Source organism: Clostridium sardiniense (assembly GCF_050584765.1).
Taxonomy (GTDB): Bacteria; Bacillota; Clostridia; order Clostridiales; family Clostridiaceae; genus Clostridium; species Clostridium sardiniense_A.
Map to the genome: position 1 here is coordinate 1,501,725 of NZ_JBNOOR010000001.1, position 25,351 is coordinate 1,527,075.

Consider the following 25,351-nt stretch of genomic DNA (forward strand, 5'->3'; position numbering starts at 1 on the left):
TATATGATATAATACTCTTGGTAATTGATTTTGAGGTGGTGATATTTTGGATGTAAATAAATTACTTCATTTATCCACATATGCAGGTATTATAATGCTTCAAAGTGGAGCAGAAATATACAGAGTTGAAGAGACTATATGTAGAATATGTGAAGCATATGAAATTGATGAAGCAAATAGCTTTGTTACTCCAACTGGAATTATGGTATCTCTAAGCTATAATGATCAAACTTACTCTATAGTTAAAAGAGTAAATTTAAGAGGAATTGACTTACATAAGATTGAAAGAATAAATGATTTATCAAGAAGGATAGCTGCTTTTAAACCATCCCTTGAGTCAATAGATAAAGAACTTAATGATATAAATAATACAGCAAGATATTCCATGCCTGTTACACTAATATTTTCAGGACTTGCTGCTGGATTTTTTTCAATACTATTTGGAGGAAACTTTAGAGATTTAATTGCAGCCTTTTTTATAGGTGGCTTTATAAAATATCTAGCCTCATTATTTACAAAAATGTCGTTAAATGAATTCTTTATAAACACTATTTGCGCTGGAGTATCTGCTGCATTTGCAATATTATTTTTAAATCTAGGTTTCATAAGGAATATAGATGAAACTATAATCGGAGCTATAATGATTTTGGTTCCTGGTCTTGCAATTACAAATGCCATACGTGATACTATAGCTGGTGATTACTTAGGTGGAATTATAAAGGCTAGCGAGGCTTTTATAGTCGCAATTGCAATAGCTGTAGGTACAGGTAGTGTTATTAGCTTCTGGCTTAAGGTTTTAGGAGGTGTTTAATATGACTATTATCCTACAAACCATATATGCGTTTATAGCAACTTTAGGATTCGGAATAATTTTCAACATACATGGAAGAAACTTATTTTTTGCAGCAATTGGTGGAGGCATAAGCTGGTTTGTTTATGCATTAGGACTTGAAGCTCATTTTTCAACTACAACAAACTTTTTCTTATCTGCAGTAGTTTTTAGTATTTATTCTGAAATACTTGCAAGAAAGTTAAAGACTCCAGTTACTACTTTAGTTGCTTGTGCACTTATTCCGTTAGTTCCTGGTTCTGGAATGTATTACACTATGTATCAAGCTGTTACTGGAGATGTTATGCAATCCCTTGAACTTGGACTTAATACTCTAGCAAGTGCAGGTGCATTAGCACTTGGGGTTATATTTGTATCAACTATAACTAGGCAATACTATAAAGTAAAACTTAAAAGTAAAGTACAGCTTAAAAGGTTTCAAAAACTTAAAAAGATTGAGAAATAATTTCTCAATCTTTTATTTATTCTAATCATCAGTTAAAATCATATCAATACTACATAACTTTTCACTTAGTTCATCTATATCAATAATTTCATCAAATTCACTTGATGGATATTTTATATTAGTTCTTGTATTAACATAATTATCTAATGCTTTTTTAGCTTTACCAAACTCACAAAGTTCAATTCTCAGAAGACATTCCATAAAATATAGATCTCTAAAATCATCATATTTTTTAGTATAAGTTTTTAAGAATTCTTCTTCTTCATTATACATTTTTAGTTGATGAAGAGCTTTTGTTCTATTTATTATAAGTCTTGGTATCAAGTCTACTATATCCTTATTCTTTTCTTCTTTAATTTTTGTTATAGCCTCATCATAATTTTCTAAAGCATTCTTGAAATTCCCCATCTTTCCAAATTCATTGCCTAACCTAAAAAAGTAATATATATCTTTTTTTTCATTTTCATAATTTTCAAGTATTAAAATATTTCTTTTGCTCTTATTAGCAACATCTACTAAATTCTTATCATTTCCATAATGAAAAATTTGAGCATCGCTAAATGATAAGGAATCTTCACCATAATTTTTTATAATACTATCTTTAACAGTCTCTTGTATCTTTCCTTTAAATCTTATGGCACTATCATTTCTAAAAAGTCTTATAGAATTATCTATGGATCTTTTTTTTCCATCTATAAATGAGGCTACTCTAAGACTTATTCCCTTATCTTTTTTATTATCTTTTATATAATTAAAAATCCTTCGTTTCCCTTCATCATTTATTATCTCATCACAATCTAGTACTAGAATCCACTCTCCCTTAGCTTTTTCTATAGATATATTTCGAACATAAGAAAAATCATCTATCCATTTTTCTTTATAGACCATTCCTCCATATGATTTTACAATGTCCATACTTCTATCAGTCGACCCTGTATCTACAACTATTATCTCATCAACCATATCTCTAACACTCTCTAATGCATTTCCTATTGTTTTTTCCTCATCTTTACATATCATACAAAGACTAATTAAAGCCTTTTCCATAATAAAACCCCTCTCAATCTTTAATTTTATATTACATCTAAAAAAGTTATGTAATATTACTCATATATTATAAAGATATTAATTGGTATAGTAATTTATGTTAAATTATTTTACGATTATAAAAAAATAATATTCAGTAAAAAAGACTTCAGTTTATTTAAACTGAAGTCTTTTTATAACTAAAATCCTAATGGAATTCCAAATGCAAAGAATCCGATTAATAGAATTGTCCAACATATTAAGAATCCAACTGAATATGGGAACATTAATCTTATCATATCTCCTAGTGTGTATTCTGGTTTATACTTTCTCATAAATACAAGTATTATTCCAGCATATGACATAAGTGGAGAGATAACATTTGTTGATGAATCTGCTAATCTATAAGCAGCTGATACAAACTCTGGAGTTAAGTTATTGTTAACTTGGTACAACATTGGAATAAATATAGGTCCAAGTAACATCCACTTTGAAGTTAGTCCGCCAACAAATAGGTTTATTATTGAAGTTATTATAATAAAGCCTATTAAAAGAATTATTGGATATTTATCTATTCCAAGTCCTTGAAGGAATGATGCTCCTAAATATGTTATATAAGTTCCAATATTTGAATAACTAAGTAATGCTAAGAAATTATATGAGAAGAATGTTAATACTAAAATATAACCCATTCCACTCATTTGCTTTGACATAGCTCTTACTATGTCCATTGCATTATTAAACTTACCTACTTTTCTACCATAAAATAATCCTGGCATAAAGAATAAGAATGTAATTATTAATATAACATTATTCATAAATGGATTAACTTTTGCTCCATCTTCTCCTATAAAAGGTGCCAATGGTCCAAGATAAAGAGCTATAACTAAACCTACTCCTATTAAGAATCCAAGTCCTGCAAACTTTAACCCTTTATTTTCTTCATCCTTAACTGAAAAATCTGATAAATCCATATCCTCTGGAATAACATATGTTTCTTTTTCTAACCTTGGTTTTATAAATTTAGCAGTAATAAAGTATCCAACCATTGATAATAAAACGGTTGATGCTACTATAAAGAAATAATGCATTGTTGCAGGGTTTAAAGCTTGTCCACTTTGTGATACAAATGGTACCCCTTGTCCTTCTGCAAATATTTTAGCATTGTTACCAACTATAACATCAATTGGAGTTCCCGGTATTAGATTAGCACTAAACCCAGCTGATACCCCAGCAAAAGCAGCTGCCATACCTATTAATGGGTTTTTCTTTAATCCAACATATAATAATCCTGCAAGTGGTATTAATATTATGTATCCAGCGTCTGTTGCAATACTACTCATTATTCCTAAGAAAACTAAAACTACAGGTAAAAATTTATCTGATACTTTAAGTCCTATTTTCTTAATTAATGTAGTTAATAATCCTGACTCTTCTGCAAGTCCAACTCCAAGCATTACAATAAGTATTGTTCCTAAAACCCCGCCACCATAAGCAAGCCAGTTATTTAAAAGTGCATTATCAAATATCCATCTAAAATTCTCTGCTTGGAACATATTCTTTATTTCATAAGCAACTGTTCCACCATCTGCACCTAAAGTTTCAAATTTTATTCCACCCATGAATATAGTTGCAGTAATTACTATTGCATATAATACCATGAATATTATTACTGGATCTGGTATCTTCTTCCCAACCTTTTCAATAAAAGACCCTTTTTGTTTTTTCCCTTCTTTCATTTTTAAACCCCTTTTCTTTGTTTGTTATTTAGACATATTATTATTAATTTATTCACAATTTCTTTTTAATTATATCATCTTTATTTCTATATTTGAAATTTAAAGTATTTTTTACCTATTCTTTATGATTTTCTTTGCGAGATCAATATTTATCCTATATTAATTGATATTTTATCAAAATTAATCCAGTTTTATTATCAAATCAGTATTAGCTTTCTTTTATTATATATCTATATCTCGTACAATTTTTAATTTTTGTATCTATATGGCGGACATTTTTTTATATACAAAAAAAAATACCTCTTTATTCTATTTAGAATAAAGAGGTATTTGTAATTTTTTAATAATAATATCTTAATTATTATTAATTTTATTTTTATGATAATTGTATATATAAAATGGAACCCCTATAAGCATTAATATAAAGCCCCACATTACAGTTTCCGCACCTGATCCGTATATTGTCCATATTGAATATATAAAAGCTAATATTGGAACTATAGCTTTTGTTATGAAAATTTTAAAGTTAAATTCTTTTGCGCCTTTAAACATTAACATTATTTCTGCTGCGGATGTTAAAAGATATACCGGTAAAAATGAAAGTGTTGCAAGTATAGTTATAAATGTAAATGCTGAAACCATACTCTTTTGGAAATTCATAATTAATAATATATTTACTAATATTGATCCTACTATTAAAGCATTTGCAGGTGTACCATACTTTGGATGAAGTTTTCCGAAGAATTTAGGGAATACTCCGTCTTCTCCAGCTGCAAAAGCAACACGTGCAGTTGAAAGAAGCCATCCTATAGTTGTTCCAAGTATACATATAACTACTGCAATTGTAATTGGCTTGCCAATTGAACTACCTAAAATTTTACTTAATATATCAGTAAGAGGTGCTTGACTATTTGCAAGTTCTCCGTTTGGCATAGCACCCATGCTCGCTATACTAATTAACATATAAATTACAGCTGCTATTATCATTCCATAAATTGTACTCTTTTTAACATTTTTTTCTGGATTCTTTATTTCTCCAGCAGTAACAGTTGCACTTTCAAGCCCTACAAAAGCCCAAAGTGTTGATGTTGCCGCAAGTGAAATTGTTGAAAATCCTTTTCCATCTGGAATTAAAGGCATAATATTTGCCACATCAAAGTTTAAGAAAGCAACTATTATAAATATAGCAAAGAATGCAATTTTAAATACAGTTGCTATAGTTTGAAGTTTTCCAGCCTTTTTAACTCCAATAATATTGATTATAGTAAAAAACCATAAAATCGCACTTGTATATATTATTGAAATAAATGGGTCACGTAGTGCTGGAATAACTGCTGAACTATAGCTTGAAAGTGCTACAATTATAGCTGCATTTCCAATCCATGAACCATTCCAATAAAGCCATGCGCTTAAAAATCCTGTAAATTCTCCAAATGCTATTTTTGTATATTGATATGCTCCACCTGTCGTTGGATACTTTGATCCAAGATTTGCAAAGGATATTGCTATTAATATAGATCCAGCTGATGTTATAATCCAAGCAATTATTGTTGCAAGTGGTCCTGAAAGTTGTGCTAATGTTGCAGGAAGCATGAATACACCAGATCCAATCATATTACCACAAACAAGCATAGTGGCCATAAATAGACTAATCTCTTTTTTTAAGTTTCTTTCTTCCAATTTGTCCCCTCCCAATTTTAGAGTAAAAAAATAAGCCCAAAAGAGCTAATGTCTTTGAGCTTGTATATATCCATTACAAACGCAAAGATAGCTCACCACAATTTCTTGTGGCAGTTTTACACATATTCTATGTAAACCCAGTATATAATCTTAAAGCATTAATTATATACTTCGGCAACAATACCTTTCATATTAACTCAAAGTGCTTTCCTCATTAATATTACTTATTATTATTGCGACCTCTATCTTACCCAATTCATTATATTATGACATTGTAATTTTAGACAAAATTTCAGAAAATGTCAAATGATTTTTAAGTATGCTAATCCCTTGTGGTTATCATATTTTAAAAGTTTTCATTAATTTATAAATTCTTAATGAGCAAATTAATACATTCCATAATTTATCTTATACTTTTTGATATTTTGTTTATTTTTAATTATTTTTCAAATATATAATTTATTTTAATATATGTTAATTAATTACTCCCTATATTTTTTTCTTTAACTATATAAATTCTATATAATTCTATTTATTTTAAACTAAATTTTGTTTTCAAAAAATTCATACTTATTTAATGTAGAGGTACCGAATGTTAATAGCTAGTTCAATAATAGAACTTATAATCGTAACAAATTGTTTTTTCGAGGTGTAATTATGAATATTTCACAAATTTTAATTGGGAAACCATTAATGACCAAAGATTTAAAAAATCAAACATTTAATACATTATGGGGGTTACCTATATTATCAAGTGATGCAATATCATCTGTAGCATATGCTGGTGGTGCAATACTTGGAGTATTATTGCCAGTAACAGGCTTATTAGCCTTTAAATATATGTTATTTGTTACAATTGCCATAATACTATTAATGTTCTTTTTAATTTGCTCCTATAAGCAAGTTATTGATTGTTATCCTTCTGGTGGTGGCGCCTATATGGTTGCCAAAGATAACTTTGGTACAAAGACTAGTTTACTTGCAGCATCTGCACTGATAGTCGACTATATTTTAACCGTAGCCGTTAGTGGTACTGCAAGTACGGATGCTATAACATCAGCTTTTCCCTCACTTTATAACTATAGAGTGTTAATAACAATAGGACTTATACTTTTTTTAACTATAGGTAATTTAAGAGGGATAAGAGAAGCTTCAAAGCTTTTTGGCGTACCTACATATCTTTTTGCAATATCAATCTTATTTATGATTGTTGTTGGTATATATAAGGTACACGTTTTAGGATTTACTCCTAAACCACTATATAGCTTGCCAAGCTTTTCAAAAAATATAACAGTTTTAATATTTTTAAAGGCCTTTGCATCTGGATGTACTGCCCTTACTGGTATTGAAGCTGTAAGTAATGCTGTACCAGCATTTAAAGCCCCTTCACAAAAACATGCAAAGCATGTACTTTATTTATTAGGAATTTTAGTATTTTTAATTTTAGGTGGTTTATCCTATCTATCAACAATATATTATGCTATACCAAATCCTGAACAAACACAGATATCACAAATAGCTATTCAAATATTTGGTCATAATATATTTTACTATATAATACAATTTACAACTGCAATAATATTACTTATGGCTGCAAACACTGCCTTTTCAGGCCTACCATTATTATTATCAATAGTATCAAGAGATGGATTTGCTCCAAGACAATTAAGTAAAATAGGAAGAAGACTTGGTTACTCAAATGGAATCATACTGCTTTCAGTAGTTTCAATACTATTAGTAATTATTTTTAATGGAGATTTATCTTTATTACTTCCCCTTTATGCAATCGGAGTATTTATTTCATTTACAATTGCTCAAAGTGGTATGTTAGTTAAATGGTTTAAAGGAAGACCTAAAGGCTGGAGACATAAAGCTTTAGTAAATGGTCTAGGACTTATTGTAAGTGCTACTACTTTAATTATAATAACAGTTTCTAAATTCCTTGAAGGTGCCTGGATTATTTGCATAATAATCCCTATTATAGTATTCATAATGTATAGAATAAAAAAATACTATGATGTAACTTATTCTGAACTTAAGATACATGAAGGAGAGACTCTTAAAACCTATGAATCAGATATTACAAACTATAGAGTTGTTTTACTTATTGATTCTTTGAATAAAAGTTTTGTTAAATGCTATAATTATGCTAAGTCAATATCTTCAGATATAACAATTCTTCATATATCTACAAATGAAGATAAAACAGAGAAGCTTATTGATGATTTTAAGAAATTTGGATTTAAAAATGAAATTACAGTATTATCATCACCTTATAGAGAAATACGTAATCCAATTATTAAATATATAGATCAAATGTGTAAGAATTTATCCAGTGATGAGAAAGTCTTAGTTGTATTACCTCAACTAGTTTCCTCTAAACTTCATGATAACTTCCTTCATAATCAAATTACTCTAATACTTAGAGCATCTTTATTAACTAGAAAAAGTGTTGCACTAGCAACAATACCTTATATAATTAAATAAAAAATAGCCATAAAGATATTTATATCTCTATGGCTATTTTTTATTTTAAAACTTAAAATAATTCCTTAACTTTTTTACCTATTCTTTCTCCAAATATCATAGGTGTATCTATATCTTTATCATTTACTCCATTTACACTTATATATCCTAAATGTATAAATGGCTTTCCAAGAGCTGCCCCACCAGAATAAATAAGCATTCCCTTTACTATTATCTGATTTATTAAAGTTAAAATAGCAGTGTCTGCACCACCCCATATATAATCTGCTGTTGCATAAAATGATGCTAATTTACCTTCTAAATTTATATCATGAGAATCATCAAGCCATTTCTTCATATTTGTAGTAGTATTTGCAAGATATGTTGGTGTTCCAAATACTACTCCTTTACTCTCATCTAAAAATTCTTTGTCAATTTCTTCAATATTCATACATTTTACTTCTATTCCATCTACTCTTTCAATGCCTTTCTTTATTATTCCCCCTACTTCTCTAGTATGTCCACTTTTAGAATCATATAAAATTGAAACCTTCATACTTTCCTCCTTAATATCATTTAATCTCTCTTTTTATATTACACCTATTCATATTATATATCAAAAAAGGCTAAGCTTTGTTTTTTTAACAATGCCTAGCCTTTTAAATTTTGCCTATATAACTTTATGCTAATTTAACTATTTTTTTAACCTTTGCATATCCTACAAAGCTTAAAACTATCATAGGTATTACAAAAGGAATATACATTAAGAATAATACTCCTCCTACAGTGTAAAGAATAGCGCCAGTTAGTGCAAATCCTGCTTTACTTTTAATTGCCCCTATTACATTGAATATAGTTGCTAGAATAATACAAATCATATGTGGTGTTACTAAAGCTGTTGCTATAGCACCTCCTAAAGCTTCTGCATCTGATGACGCTCCAGATATAGCACCTCCAAAATTAACTACTAAAAATATGGAATATAATACTCCAAGTACTGCTGATACAATTAATACCTTACTTCTCTTTTCCATTTTATAATGCCTCCCAATTAATAAAAAATAATACCTGTAGCCTTTTACTTCCTGCTACAAGTATTATTATAAATTGTCTTATTAATTTTATGGTCTGCTATCAGCATACAAATTAAATTTTATTACTTTCCAATAGTAATCCTAATATAAAGAATATAATTATTGTATATAAAACATATCCACCTAATACTTTAAATTTATTATCACTTTTTAATAATGGTAACTTAACTTTAAGATTAAGAAAATTAGAATATAAAAATATAAGTGCTAATAACGCTACTACCATGTATAAGTTTTCTAAAAATACAGATTTAGTACCTTCTGTTCCTGTAGTAGTAAATAGTCCTATCACTAAAAATCCATATCCACAACATGCTAATATCTTCTTCCATAATACCCCTGTCCTAAAGCCAGGAATTATTTTATAAAAGTTTTTTATAGAAATCTTATCTTCACTTTTATTTATATCTTTAATTTCATCAGCAATTGATGTGCTTTTATCCATATCATTAGAATTGCCCTCTACATTTTCTAAATTTACATTTAAAGTGGAATTATCATCTCTTTTAGTAAGGTCTAACAAATTCATTTTTCTCTTTTTATCCACTGTAGAATCATCAACATTATCTACCGATTTATTAAATCCTTCTTTAAGCATTAGCAAATCTCTTTTTAATTCACTTACATTTTGATATCTATCAGATGGTGAAAATTCTATACTCTTTTTTATTATGTTCTGTAGATATCCATTATTAAGTTTATTTTTAGGATAAGTTCCCGTTGTAAGCACATTCATAAGTATTCCTACTGAATATATATCACTTCTTCCATCAGTTTGTATAAAACCAAATTGTTCAGGAGGTGCATACTCTTCTGTACCCTGAATTTTAGTGTCCTCATTTACTCCTTCTTTATATTCCCTTGATACATCAAAATCTATTAATTTTAATACATCATCACTACTTATTATTATATTTGATGGCTTTATATCCCTATGTATAATTGGTGGATTCATATTATGTAGATGTTCTAGTACATCACAAAGAGATATCATATACTCTATAACCTTCTCTTCTTTAATAATTCCTTTATTCTCTACAATTTCTTTTAAAGTATCACCATGAATATATTCTTCAATAACTATTAGAGATTCATTATTTCTAAATACTTCATATATTTTAGGTAAATTCTTAAAATCCGTTTCTTTTATAGTTTCATATATTCTAAGATTATAATTAGTTAAAACCTTTTTTATATAAATTTTTTTATCGTTAGTATTTTCAACTAAATATATCTTACTTTTATTGTTTTCATTTAATTTAGTTAGTTCTTTATAACAAGAAAGCTTGTATTCTAAAACAAGATTATCCATAATTCTATTTCCCCTTACAATATTGATTTTACCCCTAAAGAATTATATCATATTACTTGTACACCTTACAATTTAATCCTAAGGAGTGAATATATAATAATGAATGAAAAAAATACAACGGAATTACTAGATCGTCTTAAAAATACAAAAAATATTAAAGAATTAGAGAATTATATAGATTCTATAGATGAATATACTTATACAGATTTTGCAAAATATATACTAAATAAATGTGAAGAAAAAGGAATTAAAAAAAGTGAACTTATTAATAAAGCTGATATTAGTAGAACTTATGGATACCAAATATTAAATGGAGATAAAAATCCTAGCCGTGATAAAATAATTAAGCTCTGTATAAGTGCTAAACTTAACTTAGATGAAACTGAAAGAGCTCTTGCAATTGCAAAAGTTGGAAAATTATATGCTAAAGATCCAAGAGACAGTGCAATAATATTTGCAATAAATAAAGGATTATCCGTTGCGGATACAAATGAATTCTTATTTAATCTAAATGAATGCTTTGCATTTGGAGATGAATAAAGAACGTGATATAATTCACGTTCTTTTTTATTTTAAATCTGTCGATTCATTCCAGTTTATGCTACATTTAAGTATTAAATTTTTATTTTCTAAATTTTCTTCTTCAATAGAATCAATTAGAATTCTTGCTGCACACTTACCTTCTTCATATGTTGGCTGTGATATTGTTGTTACTGTTGGAGTAGCGTACCTAGTCCACTCCCAATCATCAAACCCTATAAGTCCAACATTATTTGGTATATTTAAATCTTGAGTCTTTATATAATCATAAGATTTCTGAAGTACCTTTCCATTTACAGCAAATATTAAATTCTTCTTATCTAAATCAATATTTGTATTTATTACTTCATTAAGCTCTTCTCTTGTAATATTATCATCAATTACTTGAACTTTATAACTTACACCTAGTTCCTCTAGTGTATCTATAAACCCATTCATTCTTTCCACTCTAACCATTAACATATTTGGATCTTGAGTTAAAAGTACAAAATTGTTATACCCTTTTTCTACTAAATTAGTAATTGCTTCTTTAGTTATGTCATAGTTGTTTGTTTTAACCCACTTACCTCTAAAGTCTTTATTTACTGAATCTAGTAGTACTAATTTTTTACCACGCTCTTTTATTTTATCTATAAGTTTTGTGAATTTTACAGTTGATTGAACAATAAATCCATCAACACCCATATCTAGCATTCTATTTATATATTTCTCTTCATAATTAAAATCATAACTGCTACTTCCGACTATTATCTGATAGTCTTCTTTTCTAGCAACTTTATCTATACCTTTTACTATTGTACTACTAAAAGGATTTGATATGTCAGCAACTACAACTCCTATTAAATTCATCTTTTTAGAGGTAAGACTCCTTGCCACAATACTTGGACTATAGTTAGTTTCTTTAATTACCTCTTCTATTTTTATTTTTGTCTCTGCTGACATCTTTTCATATTTTCCATTTAAATAAAAAGATACTGTTGTTTTCGACGTTCCTGCCATATCTGCTATATCTTTTATTGTTACTTTTTTCATTATACTCCACCTCTAAATCGGTTTACATTGTATTATCTCATTATGCCTTTAATCTTATCTTATTATAATTTTCTCCTTTTTTATGAATAACTATAACTTTCCCGTAGAAAGGTACATCTTTATAATAATACATTTTTCCACCTTTATATGTTTCTTTATTAAATATTATAACAATATAACTCTCATTTTTAGATATTATGAATTCTTTAGAAAATGCTACTTCTTTATCAACATAATCTAGGCTATTGAATTGCTTTATATTAGCTTCTTTAACTTCAATATTACCATCTATAATAATATCATAATTTACACTTCTATTGTTGAATTTTAATGATTTAACAATCTTTTTATTATTATTAACCTTATTGTAACATTTTGATAAAAGTCCATTAGTTATTCTTAACTTTTCTTCACTTATAATTTTAAGATTATCATTTTCATTTTTTATATCTACGCCATTATAATTTAAAGATGCCTTAACATTATTATCCAAATTATATATACATTCAAGTTCATGCTCTCCACTACATTTTACATCATTAATAACTACCCATATTGCAGGCTCTATATATAATACTTTTCTGTTTATTAAATATGGAACTCCTCTTTTAAGTTCTCCTGTAAACGGCATCTCAGCATAACTTATATTATCTTTATTTTTAAAATAATTTTTAAGACAATCTCCGTAGCTAAAGTAACTCCATGATTTATTTGGTACGCCATGCGGATCATTATCTATTACACATACATTATGAGCTTTATAGGATTTTAAATATTCTCTTAATGGATCATCCTCTACATACGTATATCTACCACAATCAACAATATATGGCTTACCTTTATAATAAATTGATATATGCCCTAGATCTGTATGTCCATGTCCACTACCTAATGTTCCATTTTGAAGATAAGTATAATTTCCATTACATTTAAATGTATCTCTTATATAAATATTTCCTGAATCTTTGAAAAGTCTACTCTTATCCATTGGTTCTTTTTTATTTAATTTATTAAATTTATCATAGCCACTTCTTCCAAGTACCCATACACTCATCAAGTCCATATTATCAAAAGAAGCCCATTTTAACATTTCATTATTAAACAAAACTGCAGCTTTAACTAACACATCTCTAACATCTGTTATATCACTATCCCCTTGCGCTTCTTGAGTTGATTTTGGAGATTTTGAATACATTAGATATTCCGCCATACTCTCTATTTTGTTTATAAAATTATTATCTACTTCTATTCCAAGCTTTTTACTATAATTGATGAATTTCATTGAACAATTTAAAACTTCTACATGATACATAATAGATTGCTCCCAATGTGAGCCATCATCAAATACCTGCATATCTATTTGTTCATATAGTTCTTTCTCAGCCCAATTTTTCAAATCTTTATCTTCTAAAAATTCATTAAGCCATAGATATATAGAACATATTGAAGTTGTTTGAAGTACTCCCCAATTACTTAATGTATATTTACCTATATAAGCTTTCTTTAAATACTCTATTTGATCTTTTATACTAAATATTATTTTAAAAGTTTCTTCATCACTTACTTTATTTTCGTCTATTAAATGAATTAATACTTCAATCCAAGCAAGGCATCTAATCCCAGTGTCAATTGTTCTTATAGTATTTCCGCCCTTTATATTAATTTCATTATTATCTATCCAATTAAATATAAACCATTTTAATTTTTCAATATATTTATCATCTTTTTCAATATAATACGCCATAAGTAATTTATTTAAATACTCATGTCTATTTAACATAAATGTCCACTCTTCATCTCCATTTGGTGTATAATCCCACTTTAATGGATCTACTATATAAGGAATATTGCATTGTTCCATATCCCAAGTATTATCAAAAATAAATGAATTATTCATTAGAAGATTTGCACCTATTAACTTTTTATTATATTCTTCATTCCTTTTATTCTTTATATAATCAATAACGAAATATTTATCATATTCATTAAAGTAATTTTCAACTTTACTTTTAAGCTTCTCTAAATTCTTATTATAACTTTTCATATAGAACCCTCCATTAAACTATATAATTTAATCATTATATTTTAAGAGGCTACAAACAATCTTCTTTGCCTGTAGCCTCTTAACTATAACTTATCTATTTACACTTCCTAAGCTTTTATTGTTAATTAAACTATTAATTTCTTCATTGCTGGCTAAACTAATATCCCCTCTTTGGGCATGTTTTAATACAGCAGCAGCTATTCCAAATTCAATAATTTCACTTTTATCTATTATATTATTACCTAGTATCTTTTTAAGAACTCCAGTTGCAAATGCATCTCCTCCACCAATCCTAGATAACATATGAAATTCATATTTAGATGATCTATAAATTTCTCCATCTGCATAAAGAACCCCTGTAAGTGAATGTATATTTAATGCATTAGCTCTTCTTAAAGTTGTTGCTACATACTTAACTCCAAGCTCTTCTGTCATATACTTAAACTTTTCTTTTAAAGCTAAATCAGTTACTTCCTCTTTAGCTGGATCTAAAAATTTAAATTCTTCTGGATTTTTAGTAAGCCACCCAAAACATATATAACTATCCTTAACTATAGGTCTTAATATTTCTAAAAATTCCTCATAGTCTTCAAATAATTTAGCTCTATAATTTAAATCTACGCTAATTTTAATATCTCTTTTTTTAGCTTCATCTATAATTTTAGTACTAATTTTTCTAACATTTTCTCCAAGTCCAAAAGTTATTCCTGAAACATGTAATAATTCTACTCCATTAAATATGTTATCAAAATTTAAGTCATCTTCTTCTAGCTCTGTTATTGAAGAATTCTTTCTATCATATATTACATTTGCACTTCGTGCACCATATCCTTCTTCATAATAATATAGTCCAAGTCTCTCTCCTTTTGTAACTACATTATCACAGTTAACCCCATAGGACATAAGAAAGGCCTTTGCTGAATTTCCTATTGCATTATTGGGTACTGCTGATATTATGCTTGTCTCTACCCCTAAATTTTTAAGACCAATAGCTACATTAGCCTCTGCACCACCAAAGTACATCTCAAGAGTACTTGTTTGGTCTAACCTTAAATTATTAGGAGGAGTTAATCTCATCAATAATTCTCCTAAAACTAAAACCTTCCTCATTGTATATACCTCATTATTTCTTAAGCTCTTTAATTAAATTTATATATTTTTTAGTTTCATCTCTAACTTTATCTGGATCCTTAAGTTTAGTTATTGCACTACCAATACTTACAACTTCAGCTCCACATTTAAACCATTCACTAATATTATCGTAAGATACACCACCAGATACCATAACTCCAATATCTTTAATTGGAGCTTTAATATCTTTAACAATTGAAGGACTATAGGCTGAACCTGGGAATAGCTTTATAACATCTACTCCTGATTCTCTAGCTTCAACAATCTCTTTAGTAGTAAAGCATCCTGGTATATATGGAACTCCATATCTATTACATATTATTGATGTTTCTTTATTAAAATATGGACTTACAATAAATTCTGCACCTTTTAAAATTGCAAGTCTAGCTGTTTCTGGATCAAGTACAGTTCCAGCACCAATTAAAACATCATCATTCTTATCATTGACTAAATTCTTTATTACTTCGTCAGCATTTGGGATAGTAAAAGTAACCTCAATTACTTTACATCCTCCCTCTATGGCAGCCTTTGCGATTTCAATACCTTCTTTTGTAGTATCAGTTCTTAATACTAATACAAAAGCTTCTTTGCCTATAGCAACTAATTTATTAATTTTATTAATCATATTATCTCACAAGCCATCCGCCATCAACTGCAATAACATGGCCATTTATATAATCTGATGCTCTACTTGATAAGAATACTACTGTTCCCATAAGATCTGAAACTTCTCCCCATCTTTCTGCTGGAATTCTTCCAAGTATTTCAGCATTTCTCTTCTCATCTGCTCTAATTGGTGCAGTATTTGCAGTCTTTATATATCCAGGTGCTATAGCATTTATTTGTACGTTATGCATAGCTAATTCATTAGCAAAAGCACGAGTTATTCCAACTACCCCATGTTTTGATGCTGTATAAGGTGGTACAAATTTTCCTCCTTGGAATGATAGCATTGAAGCTATATTTATTATCTTACCACTTCCTTGCTCTACCATTACTTCAGCAACTCTTCTTGAAAGATAATATACAGCGTTTAAGTTTATGTTCATAACCGCTTCAAAGTCTTCATCTTTGTATTCAAGAAGTGGTGCTCTTCTTATTGTTCCAGCATTATTTACTAAAATATCAATCTTTCCATATTCTTTTAAGCAAGTATCTACAACTGTTTCTCTAACTTCCTTTTTAGTAAGATCTCCCTTTACAAAAACAATTTTTCTTCCAGCACCTTCTACAAGCTCTTTAACTTCTTGTATATTATCATCAAAAGAAGTTACTAATAAATCTGCTCCAGCCTTTGCTAATGCTTCAGCATAAGCCATACCAAGACCTGTATTTCCTCCAGTAATTATAGCTACTCTTCCTCTTAAATTGAAAAAATCTAGTGAAAACTCTTTTAAATTATCCATAATAAACATCTCCCTATTCTTTTAAAGCTCCTATAATACTAGCTTTATCTATTTCTATTATTACATCTTTAGCTATTTCAAGCTTTACTATATTCCCATCTATTTTTTTAATCTTTCCATAAATTCCTGATATAGTAATTATTTTTTCGTTAATTTTTAGAGAAGAGAGAATTTTTTCTCTCTCCCCTTCTTGTTTTGCTAATTTCTTTTTATTTAAAAATGGCATTATCATAAGAACTACTACTGGATATGCCGCTAATAACACTATAAGTATGAATGTTAATCTATCCATAAGAAATTAAGCTAAATCCTTTCTACATATAATAGAACTCATGTCCTTAAGTCCTTCTAATGAAGATTCAATTGTCTCTCTTATGTCCTCATCAGTACTAATAACTAAAGTTTTCATTACTATATCAAGTATACATCCAACTGACACTCCACCTATAACATATTGGTTATCACTTTCTTCATTTAAAAGTACTTCCCTTGATGTAATTTGGAAAGGTGCCCCTCCAGTTATATCAGCAAAAATTATTAAGTCCTTATTTTCATTTACATATGAGTGAATCATATCTGTGAACTTATCATGAGTTAATTCTTCATTTAAGTTTATAGCATCTATTCCCTCATCTACTCCAGTTAATAACTTTATAGCTGATTTTATTCCAGCTGCATATTCTCCATGTCCTACAATTAAAATCTTCATTATATCTATTCCTCTCTAATCTATTATGCTAATATTCCAAGTACTGATCCTAGTACTCCTATTACTATTGTTAAAGCAACAACATGATAAGTTGTCCATTTACGTTTCTTAATTAAGTAGAAAACTAGTATTGTAAATAATGCTGGTAATAATGCTGGTGCTATTTTATCTACCATTTCTTGTATAGCAACTACTTTTTCTTTACCATCTGGCATTGCTGCTGTATATTGTATTGGAATTTGTAATTTAACAAATGATACTGCAAGTCCTGAAATTACTGTTACACCAATCATACTTGCTATCTTTGAAATTTCTCCCATCTTCTCGCTTAAAGTTTCAATAACACTTGTACCTAATTTATATCCCCATAAACCGGTTAACAACTTAATAGTTAGTAGTATTCCATTCATTGCTAAGAAGAATAGTAATGGTCCTGCTACTAATCCATCTTGAGCTAATGATGCTGCAATTGTAGAGAAAAGTGGTGCCAAACAGAATTGTGATAAAGAATCACCAATACCTGATAATGGTCCCATAAGTGCCATTTTAATTCCTCTGATTTCATCAGTTGGTGTATCTGCTTCAAGCATTACTAAATGTAGGCTTGTTATAAACGGTAAGAAGTGAGGATTTGAGTTGAAAAACTCAACATTCTCATCTAATGTATTCTTTAGTCCATCCTCATTGTTTTTATATATCTTTTTTAGTGCTGGATACATTACATTCGCATATCCAATACCCTGATAGTTTCCGTAGTTAAATCCATTTTGTAAAAAGTATGATCTTAATGATGTTTTTACATAATCACTCTTTTTTAAAACTCTATTAGATGCCATCTTCAAATACAACCTCCTCGTCTTCTTCATTTCCTCCATTTGATTTACCATTATGCTTTATTCTGAAATACTCCATTAAAGCAAACATTGTTCCAACAAATGCTACTCCCATTACAGGTAAATTTAAATAAGCTACTGCTATATATCCAAGTAATACAAATGGTATTAATTCTGTCTTTGCCATAACTGTTAGAATCATTGCAAATCCTACTGCTGGTAACATCTTACCTGCTACTGATAATCCAGTAATAAGCCATGCTGGTATAAGTTCTATAACCTTTTGTAGACCTTCTGCACTATAAGCTCCTGCAAATCCTATTAAGAAACCTACTATTATAAATACGAATATTGTTGCATTAGCTGCTATTCTAAATTGTTTAAAATTCTTCTTTTCAATTCCCTTTTTAGCATAAGAAGTTAAACCTGTTGCAAAAGTATAAGTTGCTGTTATTAAGAATTGGAATGCTACTGCAAATGGGAAAGATAATGCAAGTGCTGTTGCTGTATCCATTCCACTACCCTTCATAGTTATTGCCATAATTGTTCCAACAATTCCAGGCCCCATTGGATTTGGAGGAACTGTTCCACCTGCTCCTACACCGAATCCCATGAATGCAAGTTCTCCAACAGCTCCCATTGCAAGACCAGTTGGTATATCACCTAGTATAACACCTACACCAAATGATAATATAATACAACGATTTGTATAAATACCTAATAGCATACCTGCTAGACAGAATGCTGTCCATAGACCTATCAGTACACATTGAATTAATGATATTTCCATTATTATACCTCCATAAATAAATTATATTCTACCTCCTAGAGCTTACCTAGGAGGATTTTTCATAAAGTAATTTAATCTAAATATTTTGTTATATCTACTTGAACTGCTCCATCATTTCCTGATGGTGTAGTCTTTGTATTGAATTTTATTCCATACTTTTCTGACATCTCTTTAATTGCAGCTTTATCTTCTTTTCCTAAGTAAATAGAACGAGTTACTTGTTCTTTACCTTCGCAGTTGTGTATATTACCTAAGTTTATTTCTTTAACTGGGACTCCACCTTGAATTAATCTTAATGCATCCTCTGGTGTTTTACATACTATAAATATTTTTTGCTTAGGTGATGCTTTAAAGATTACATCACATGTATGCTGAATTGAGAAAAATCTCATTGCAACAGATTTTGGAACAACTGTTTTCATTAAAGTTTGTTGAATTTTATCTTCACTTGCTTCATCATCTGCAACTATTACAGTATTAACACCTAAAGCATTTAACCACATTTGTCCTTGTCCATGTATTAATCTTTGATCCACTCTCATCATCTCAATATTTGGTGTATTCATAATTCTCTCTCCTCTTTTACCAATATAATTCCCAATCTTTATAGAATCTAATTAATGCTTCTAAATAGTAATAATCTCCCCATATATTACCTTCATCTACTCCTTTTCCTGAATGCCATGAATAAACTCCGTGTAATAAAACCGGTTCACCTTCTCCAATATTAGGATTTGTATAATTATCAATTAACGATTTAAGGATTGTATGCATTGCATATTTATATACTTCCTTGCTTTCATCAACTTCTGGAAGATATTTATTCATTTCATGCATTCCACATACTGCAATTGCAGCTGCTGAAGAATCTCTTGATTGATCATCTCCATCATTAAATATTAAATCCCAATAACATACATTATCCTTAGGTAATCTATTTAAGAAATAATTTGTCATTCCCTTATATAGATTAAATGCCTCAGTATTTTTTGTATTTTTATAATTTAAAGGTATTCCATACACGCCCCAAGCTTGTCCTCTAGCCCAAGCTGATTCATCATTATAACCTTGTCTAGTTACCCCTTTAACTGGAGATCCATCTTCTGGATTCATATAAAATGTATGGAATGCTGATGCATCATCTCTAATAACATAATTACATGATGTTTCAAAATGTGTTTCTGCAATTTTTCTATATTTATCATTTTTTGTTTCATTGCTTGCCCAATATAATAACGGAATATTTAATAAACAATCTATTATAAATCTATAATGATCTTTATGTCCTAGCTCTCCCCAAGCTTGAATAAAACCACCTTTTTCTTGATATCTTGAAATCAATTTATCTGCTGCTTTTATTGAAGCTTCTTTTGCAACCTCTGATCCTGTTAATTTATATGCGCTAACACATGATAGTGAATAAAGGAATCCTAAATCATGGTGATCTATTTCAATGTCTTTATCTACTCTATTTTTAAATGATAAAACATTTTTTTCTGCAAGTTCTCTATATTTGTTATCTCCAGTATATTCGTATGCTAACCATAATAAGCCTGTCCAAAAACCATCTGTCCATTCTATATTTTCTATGATTTCATACTTATTATTCTTAGTTGCTGAATATGGAAACTTTTCTTTAAAATATTCCATATTTGCGTCTATCTGTTTAATAACATTTTCTATAGCTTGCTTTACTTCTGATTTAGTTAATAAATTACTACTTAAAAATTCATCTCTTTTTTTAATATCCTCAATATTTATCTGCTTAATCATAATTATCTCCTAAGTGCTATATTATCTTAATTCATCCATTCTTATTGCATCCATATCATCAAATGTTTGATTTTCTCCACACATTCCCCATATAAATGTATAATCACTTGTTCCTACTCCTGAATGTATTGACCAACTTGGAGATATGATAGCTTGTTCACTTTTTACAACTAAATGTCTTGTCTCATCTGGTTCACCCATAAAGTGGAATACTCTTGTATCTTCTTCCATATCAAAGTAGAAATAAACTTCCATTCTTCTTTCATGAGTGTGACATGGCATTGTATTCCAAGCACTACCTTCTTCTAAAATTGTCATTCCCATTAATAATTGGCAACTTTCGCATACATTTGGATGTACATATTGATATATTGTTCTCTTATTAAGACTTTTAGGATCTCCAAGTCTAACTGGATTTGCCTTTTCTATTTCAATCTTAACAGTTTTATACTCCTTATGAGCTGGTACTGAATTGACATAAAGTTTTGCAGGATCTTCTGGATTTACTGATTTAAACTTTACTTCTTTATTTCCTTTTCCTACATATAATCCATCTCTCTTGTTTAAGTTATATTCAACACCATCTATAGTAACTATTGCAGCTCCACCTATATTTATAAGACCAAGTTCTCTTCTTTCTAAGAAATATTCAACTCCCATTTCTTTTCCTGCTTCAAGAACTAATTCTTTATAAACCGGTTTAATACCTCCAAATATTATTCTATCAACATGACTATAAGTTAATTCAATCTTGTCATCAACAAATATTTCTTCAACTAAATAATGTCTTCTAAGATCCTTTGTAGTATATTTTTTTGAATCCTCTGGATGATTCGCATATCTATAATTCATAATATCCTCCTTAAAGCTCCAACTTAGTAAACCGTTTTTCTTAAACCGCTTTACTTAGCTTATGAGTTTATTATATTTTCTTTTGAAAAGGTTGTCAATAGAATTTTAATATATTTTTTTATAAATATTTAATTTACTTCTTTATATTATTAAAGGTTTTCATAATATATATTATTTTAAGTGCTCTTTTGACTATTTATTACATAAATTATATAAAAAATAAAAAACTAAGAACCTAGTCTTAGTTTTTTACTTAATAAATTTATTTTAATTCTATGCCATATTTGTAACGTCAGTTTTTATATTACTTTCTATATCCTCTAACCCTTCTTCTTTTCTAAATTCCTCTACTGTTTCTTCTTTTAATATCTTATTTAAAAGAAGTGCAACAATTGTTCCTGTTGATATTCCAGATGAAAATATCATTTTTATTCCTTGAGGAAGCTCTGCTATAAATTCTGGTCTAAAGGTAACCCCAAGTCCTAATCCTATTGACGTTGCTATAATTAATAAATTTCTATTATTTATCTTAATGCTACTTAGAGTTTTTATTCCAGCAGCTGCTATAGTCCCAAACATTACTATACCAACGCCTCCAAGAACTGGTGCTGGCATTATATTTATAAGTGCTGCAAATTTCGGAAAAAATCCAAGTAATATTAAAAGTATTCCTGCCATCATAGCTACAAAACGGCTACCATTTTTAGTTAGTGGTATTAAACCAACATTTTGACTAAAAGTTGTATTTGGGAAAGATCCTACTATTCCTGCAAACAAGCTTCCCACACCGTCAGCTAGTACACCTCTACCGATTATTTTATCATCAGCCTTAATATCTGTTACTTCACAAATAGAAGCTAAGCAGCCAACAGTTTCTATAACAGTAACAAAATATGCTGGTATAAAAGTTAATACATACTTTATATCAAAATCTACTCCATACTTAAATATATTAGGCATTGCAAACCAACTTGATTCCTTAACCAAAGTAAAATCTACCATTCCTAGTGGAATACACAATATATACCCTATTGTCATTCCTATAAGAATTGCTGCACTACTTACCATACCCTTACCATATCTATTTAAAAGTAATGTTATAACTAATACAATCATTGCTATACTTATGTTCTTCATACTTCCATAGTCAGCACTTCCTACTCCACCAGCTGCCCAATCAATAGATACTGGTACTAATGTTAATCCAATTAAACATACAACTGTTCCTGTTACAATTGGAGGAAATAACTTCATTAACGGTCTTATAAAAAAACTTAATATAAATTCTAGTATTGATCCTAAAATTGTAGCTCCAATAATTCCTGGAAGCCCTGCAATTGAACCTACTGCAATTGATGGTGCAACAAAAGTAAAGTCTGTTCCCATGACACAAGGTACCTTTGCTCCAAAAGGTCCAATTCCCTTAGATTGTATAACAGTTGCAACTCCTGATGCTAAAATTGAAGCACTTAAAAGTGCAGTTGATGTTGCTCCATCAAAACCTAATGCACTTGATATTACAAGCGGTACTGCTATAATCCCTCCAAAAGCCGCAAAAATATTTTGAAATCCTAATAGTACTTGTGCTGCTAATTTTGGTTTATCATTAATCCCATATATTAGCTTATACTCATTGCTACTTTCTTTAATTTTCTCCATCTTATTTCGTTCCCCTTTTGATATATTTATCATCTGCTCTATTCAATTTTTAGGGATAAAAAAACACCTCAAATACAATTTGAGGTGAATAAATTTAACAATAGTATTATCTATATACTAAATTTATATTTACCTCGTAGTCTGCTAATTTACGGCTAGCAGGTAGAAACTTTCGGACCCTATTTCCGATGATATACGAGCAGTTTCTATGATATGTTTCATATTATATCATAAAATTTAAATCAAAAATTCATTAAATTTAAAATTATTAAAATTTCAAATTTAAACATTTACTTTTATCATAAGTGTATAATTTTTCTAATTATAAAATTATATCTTAATTTTATTCTTTAATTTTTTTCTGATTTATTTATAAACTTTATTATTATAATCACATTATTACTAGATAAATTATATATTATTATATAGAATTTAGTTTATTTTTTAACAAACAGTAAACTTTTACATCTTGTGTAGATTTTTCTGAATATTCGTTATATTATATAAGTAAGTTAATAAATAAAGTGTTTAGAGAGATTTAGAGTTATACACGAAATTTTTAAAATAGATTATATGTTACATGTAATTTCTTTTAGCAATTTAGTTATAGCTCTTTTTTTACAAATCTTTGTTAAATTTTTAACTTATTTTTGTTACAAGGAGGCAATTATATGAATTATTTAAATATTTATAAAGAAAAATTAATTTCAACAGAGGATGCTCTTAACTTAGTAAAATCAAATGATGAAATAGTTTGCTCATTAGGTCCTTGTGAGCCAAAAGGATTTTTAGGAAAATTACACACAATAAAAGATAAGGTTGAGAATGTTACTGTTGTAACTATGTTAAGTTTAAATGAATATAAATACAACACATTAGAAGAAATGAAAGGTCATTTTTTTAATGAATCTCTTTTTATGGGTGCACCCGCAAGAAATTCTAACAAAAACGGACTTTGCTCATATATACCAACTCATTTAAGATATTCAGCTACAAGAAGACTTAAATATAGAAAGCCTAATATATTTGTAGGTGCAGTAACACCAATGGATAAGCATGGATTCTTTTCTTTATCACTCTCTTTAGTTTACGAGAGAGAGAATATTGATAAAGCAGATATAGTTATATTAGAAGTAAATGAAAATCTTCCAAAAGTGCATGGTGATACTTGCGTTCATATAAGTGAAGTTGATTATGTTATAGAAAACACTTGCAAAGTAAATGAATTAATTTCTACGGAACCATCAGATAAAGATTATAAAATAGGCGAATATATATCTTCTTTAGTTGAAGATGGATCAACAATTCAACTTGGAATCGGCAATATTCCTAATGCAGTTGCAAAATCCCTACTTAATAAGAAGGATCTTGGAGTACATACCGAAATGATAACAGAAGGTATAGTAGATTTATTTAATGCAGGAGTAGTAACAAATAAATACAAAACACTTCACCCTCATAAAATAATAGGTGCATTTGCCTTAGGAAGTCAAAAACTTTATGATTTCCTAGATGATAATCCTTGCGTTGAGCTAAAAAGGTGTTCATATACCAATGATCCCTATGTAATTTCAAAAAATAATAAAATGATTTCAATAAATACTGCCCTTTCAGTAGATTTAACTGGGCAATGTTCATCAGAAAGTCTAGGCTTTACTCAATATAGTGGAACTGGTGGACAAACAGATACTGGAGTTGGTGCTTGTATTTGTAGTGATGGTAAATCTATAATAGCCCTTCACTCAACTGCAAAAAATGATACTATTTCAACTATTGCTCTAAATCATTATATAGGTTCTGCAATTTCTTATTCTAGAAATGATGCAGATTATATTGTTACAGAGTATGGAATTGCAAATTTATGTGGGAAAAGTATTAGAGAAAGAGCTTATAGCTTAATAAATATAGCTCACCCAAAATTTAGAGAAGAACTTAAAGAACTTGCTAAAAAAAATAAACTTTGTTAAAGG

Annotated in this window: 24 protein-coding genes and 2 riboswitches; of the genes, 5 read left to right on the forward strand and 19 right to left on the reverse strand. The window is 28.8% G+C overall.

Annotated features, from left to right (window positions below):
* Positions 1 to 46: 46 nt before the first annotated feature.
* Entirely contained in the window at positions 47 to 811 is a 765-nt protein-coding gene (locus tag ACQPUW_RS07400; RefSeq protein ID WP_430836817.1) for a threonine/serine exporter family protein, read from the forward strand.
* A gap of 1 nt (position 812) precedes the next feature.
* Positions 813 to 1,295 carry a threonine/serine exporter family protein gene (locus tag ACQPUW_RS07405; RefSeq protein ID WP_430836818.1) on the forward strand — a complete coding sequence of 161 codons (483 nt, stop codon included), beginning with the start codon at positions 813 to 815 and terminating at the stop codon, positions 1,293 to 1,295.
* Positions 1,296 to 1,316: 21 nt separating this feature from the next.
* On the opposite strand, the gene ACQPUW_RS07410 is transcribed toward ACQPUW_RS07405, so the two are convergent.
* From ACQPUW_RS07410 to ACQPUW_RS07420, 3 genes are all read right to left on the reverse strand, one after another.
* On the reverse strand, positions 1,317 to 2,342 hold the full coding sequence (locus ACQPUW_RS07410) for a glycosyltransferase (protein ID WP_430836819.1): 1,026 nt from the start codon (positions 2,340 to 2,342) through the stop codon (positions 1,317 to 1,319).
* A 179-nt stretch (positions 2,343 to 2,521) separates the two neighbouring features.
* Positions 2,522 to 4,060: an AbgT family transporter gene (locus ACQPUW_RS07415; protein ID WP_430836820.1), complete on the reverse strand. Its 1,539-nt coding sequence runs from the start codon at positions 4,058 to 4,060 to the stop codon at positions 2,522 to 2,524.
* A gap of 354 nt (positions 4,061 to 4,414) precedes the next feature.
* On the reverse strand, positions 4,415 to 5,740 hold the full coding sequence (locus ACQPUW_RS07420; protein WP_430836821.1) for an APC family permease: 1,326 nt from the start codon (positions 5,738 to 5,740) through the stop codon (positions 4,415 to 4,417).
* Positions 5,741 to 5,820: 80 nt separating this feature from the next.
* A riboswitch (Lysine riboswitch) is annotated at positions 5,821 to 5,993 on the reverse strand.
* Between the two features lie 404 nt (positions 5,994 to 6,397).
* Between ACQPUW_RS07420 and ACQPUW_RS07425 the strand changes: the two genes are divergently transcribed.
* A complete protein-coding gene (locus ACQPUW_RS07425) occupies positions 6,398 to 8,227 on the forward strand; it encodes an APC family permease (RefSeq protein ID WP_430836822.1) in 1,830 nt (609 codons plus the stop codon).
* 52 nt (positions 8,228 to 8,279) lie between these two features.
* Here the strand turns inward: ACQPUW_RS07425 and ACQPUW_RS07430 are convergent, their stop codons facing one another.
* From ACQPUW_RS07430 to ACQPUW_RS07440, 3 genes are all read right to left on the reverse strand, one after another.
* A complete protein-coding gene (locus tag ACQPUW_RS07430; RefSeq protein WP_430836823.1) occupies positions 8,280 to 8,762 on the reverse strand; it encodes a flavodoxin family protein in 483 nt (160 codons plus the stop codon).
* A gap of 124 nt (positions 8,763 to 8,886) precedes the next feature.
* Positions 8,887 to 9,240, reverse strand: a complete 354-nt coding sequence (locus ACQPUW_RS07435) for a hypothetical protein (protein WP_430836824.1) — start codon at positions 9,238 to 9,240, stop codon at positions 8,887 to 8,889.
* 112 nt (positions 9,241 to 9,352) lie between these two features.
* Positions 9,353 to 10,612, reverse strand: coding sequence for a serine/threonine-protein kinase (locus ACQPUW_RS07440; protein WP_430836825.1), 1,260 nt, complete (start codon positions 10,610 to 10,612; stop codon positions 9,353 to 9,355).
* Positions 10,613 to 10,711: 99 nt separating this feature from the next.
* On the opposite strand from ACQPUW_RS07440, the gene ACQPUW_RS07445 reads away from it, so the two are divergent.
* Complete coding sequence (locus tag ACQPUW_RS07445) at positions 10,712 to 11,152, forward strand: helix-turn-helix domain-containing protein (RefSeq protein WP_430836826.1); 441 nt, start codon at positions 10,712 to 10,714, stop codon at positions 11,150 to 11,152.
* A gap of 27 nt (positions 11,153 to 11,179) precedes the next feature.
* Here ACQPUW_RS07445 and ACQPUW_RS07450 read toward each other — a convergent pair whose 3' ends face one another.
* The 13 genes from ACQPUW_RS07450 to ACQPUW_RS07510 all read right to left on the reverse strand — a co-directional run bounded on the left by ACQPUW_RS07450 (position 11,180) and on the right by ACQPUW_RS07510 (position 23,381).
* On the reverse strand, positions 11,180 to 12,184 hold the full coding sequence (locus ACQPUW_RS07450; protein ID WP_430836827.1) for a LacI family DNA-binding transcriptional regulator: 1,005 nt from the start codon (positions 12,182 to 12,184) through the stop codon (positions 11,180 to 11,182).
* 40 nt (positions 12,185 to 12,224) lie between these two features.
* Positions 12,225 to 14,228, reverse strand: coding sequence for a heparinase II/III family protein (locus ACQPUW_RS07455; protein WP_430836828.1), 2,004 nt, complete (start codon positions 14,226 to 14,228; stop codon positions 12,225 to 12,227).
* A gap of 90 nt (positions 14,229 to 14,318) precedes the next feature.
* Positions 14,319 to 15,338 carry a sugar kinase gene (locus ACQPUW_RS07460; protein WP_430836829.1) on the reverse strand — a complete coding sequence of 340 codons (1,020 nt, stop codon included), beginning with the start codon at positions 15,336 to 15,338 and terminating at the stop codon, positions 14,319 to 14,321.
* A gap of 13 nt (positions 15,339 to 15,351) precedes the next feature.
* Positions 15,352 to 15,984, reverse strand: a complete 633-nt coding sequence (locus tag ACQPUW_RS07465; RefSeq protein ID WP_430833048.1) for a bifunctional 2-keto-4-hydroxyglutarate aldolase/2-keto-3-deoxy-6-phosphogluconate aldolase — start codon at positions 15,982 to 15,984, stop codon at positions 15,352 to 15,354.
* A 1-nt stretch (position 15,985) separates the two neighbouring features.
* Positions 15,986 to 16,765, reverse strand: coding sequence for a 2-dehydro-3-deoxy-D-gluconate 5-dehydrogenase KduD (gene kduD / locus ACQPUW_RS07470; RefSeq protein ID WP_430836830.1), 780 nt, complete (start codon positions 16,763 to 16,765; stop codon positions 15,986 to 15,988).
* Between the two features lie 13 nt (positions 16,766 to 16,778).
* A complete protein-coding gene (yajC, locus tag ACQPUW_RS07475) occupies positions 16,779 to 17,057 on the reverse strand; it encodes a preprotein translocase subunit YajC (RefSeq protein WP_430836831.1) in 279 nt (92 codons plus the stop codon).
* A gap of 6 nt (positions 17,058 to 17,063) precedes the next feature.
* Positions 17,064 to 17,474, reverse strand: a complete 411-nt coding sequence (locus ACQPUW_RS07480; protein WP_430836832.1) for a PTS sugar transporter subunit IIA — start codon at positions 17,472 to 17,474, stop codon at positions 17,064 to 17,066.
* A 23-nt stretch (positions 17,475 to 17,497) separates the two neighbouring features.
* Positions 17,498 to 18,310: a PTS system mannose/fructose/sorbose family transporter subunit IID gene (locus ACQPUW_RS07485; protein WP_430836833.1), complete on the reverse strand. Its 813-nt coding sequence runs from the start codon at positions 18,308 to 18,310 to the stop codon at positions 17,498 to 17,500.
* Positions 18,300 to 19,097, reverse strand: a complete 798-nt coding sequence (locus tag ACQPUW_RS07490) for a PTS mannose/fructose/sorbose/N-acetylgalactosamine transporter subunit IIC (RefSeq protein WP_430836834.1) — start codon at positions 19,095 to 19,097, stop codon at positions 18,300 to 18,302. The genes ACQPUW_RS07485 and ACQPUW_RS07490 overlap by 11 nt, the downstream gene beginning before the upstream one ends.
* Positions 19,098 to 19,168: 71 nt before the next feature.
* Entirely contained in the window at positions 19,169 to 19,663 is a 495-nt protein-coding gene (locus ACQPUW_RS07495) for a PTS sugar transporter subunit IIB (RefSeq protein WP_430836835.1), read from the reverse strand.
* A 16-nt stretch (positions 19,664 to 19,679) separates the two neighbouring features.
* Positions 19,680 to 20,870, reverse strand: a complete 1,191-nt coding sequence (locus ACQPUW_RS07500) for a glycoside hydrolase family 88 protein (RefSeq protein ID WP_430836836.1) — start codon at positions 20,868 to 20,870, stop codon at positions 19,680 to 19,682.
* Positions 20,871 to 20,891: 21 nt separating this feature from the next.
* Positions 20,892 to 21,722, reverse strand: a complete 831-nt coding sequence (gene kduI / locus ACQPUW_RS07505) for a 5-dehydro-4-deoxy-D-glucuronate isomerase (protein WP_430836837.1) — start codon at positions 21,720 to 21,722, stop codon at positions 20,892 to 20,894.
* Positions 21,723 to 21,995: 273 nt separating this feature from the next.
* Complete coding sequence (locus ACQPUW_RS07510) at positions 21,996 to 23,381, reverse strand: uracil-xanthine permease family protein (RefSeq protein WP_430836838.1); 1,386 nt, start codon at positions 23,379 to 23,381, stop codon at positions 21,996 to 21,998.
* Between the two features lie 117 nt (positions 23,382 to 23,498).
* A riboswitch (purine riboswitch) is annotated at positions 23,499 to 23,600 on the reverse strand.
* A gap of 452 nt (positions 23,601 to 24,052) precedes the next feature.
* Here ACQPUW_RS07510 and ACQPUW_RS07515 point away from each other — a divergent pair.
* On the forward strand, positions 24,053 to 25,348 hold the full coding sequence (locus tag ACQPUW_RS07515; protein WP_430836839.1) for an acetyl-CoA hydrolase/transferase family protein: 1,296 nt from the start codon (positions 24,053 to 24,055) through the stop codon (positions 25,346 to 25,348).
* Positions 25,349 to 25,351: the final 3 nt, after the last annotated feature.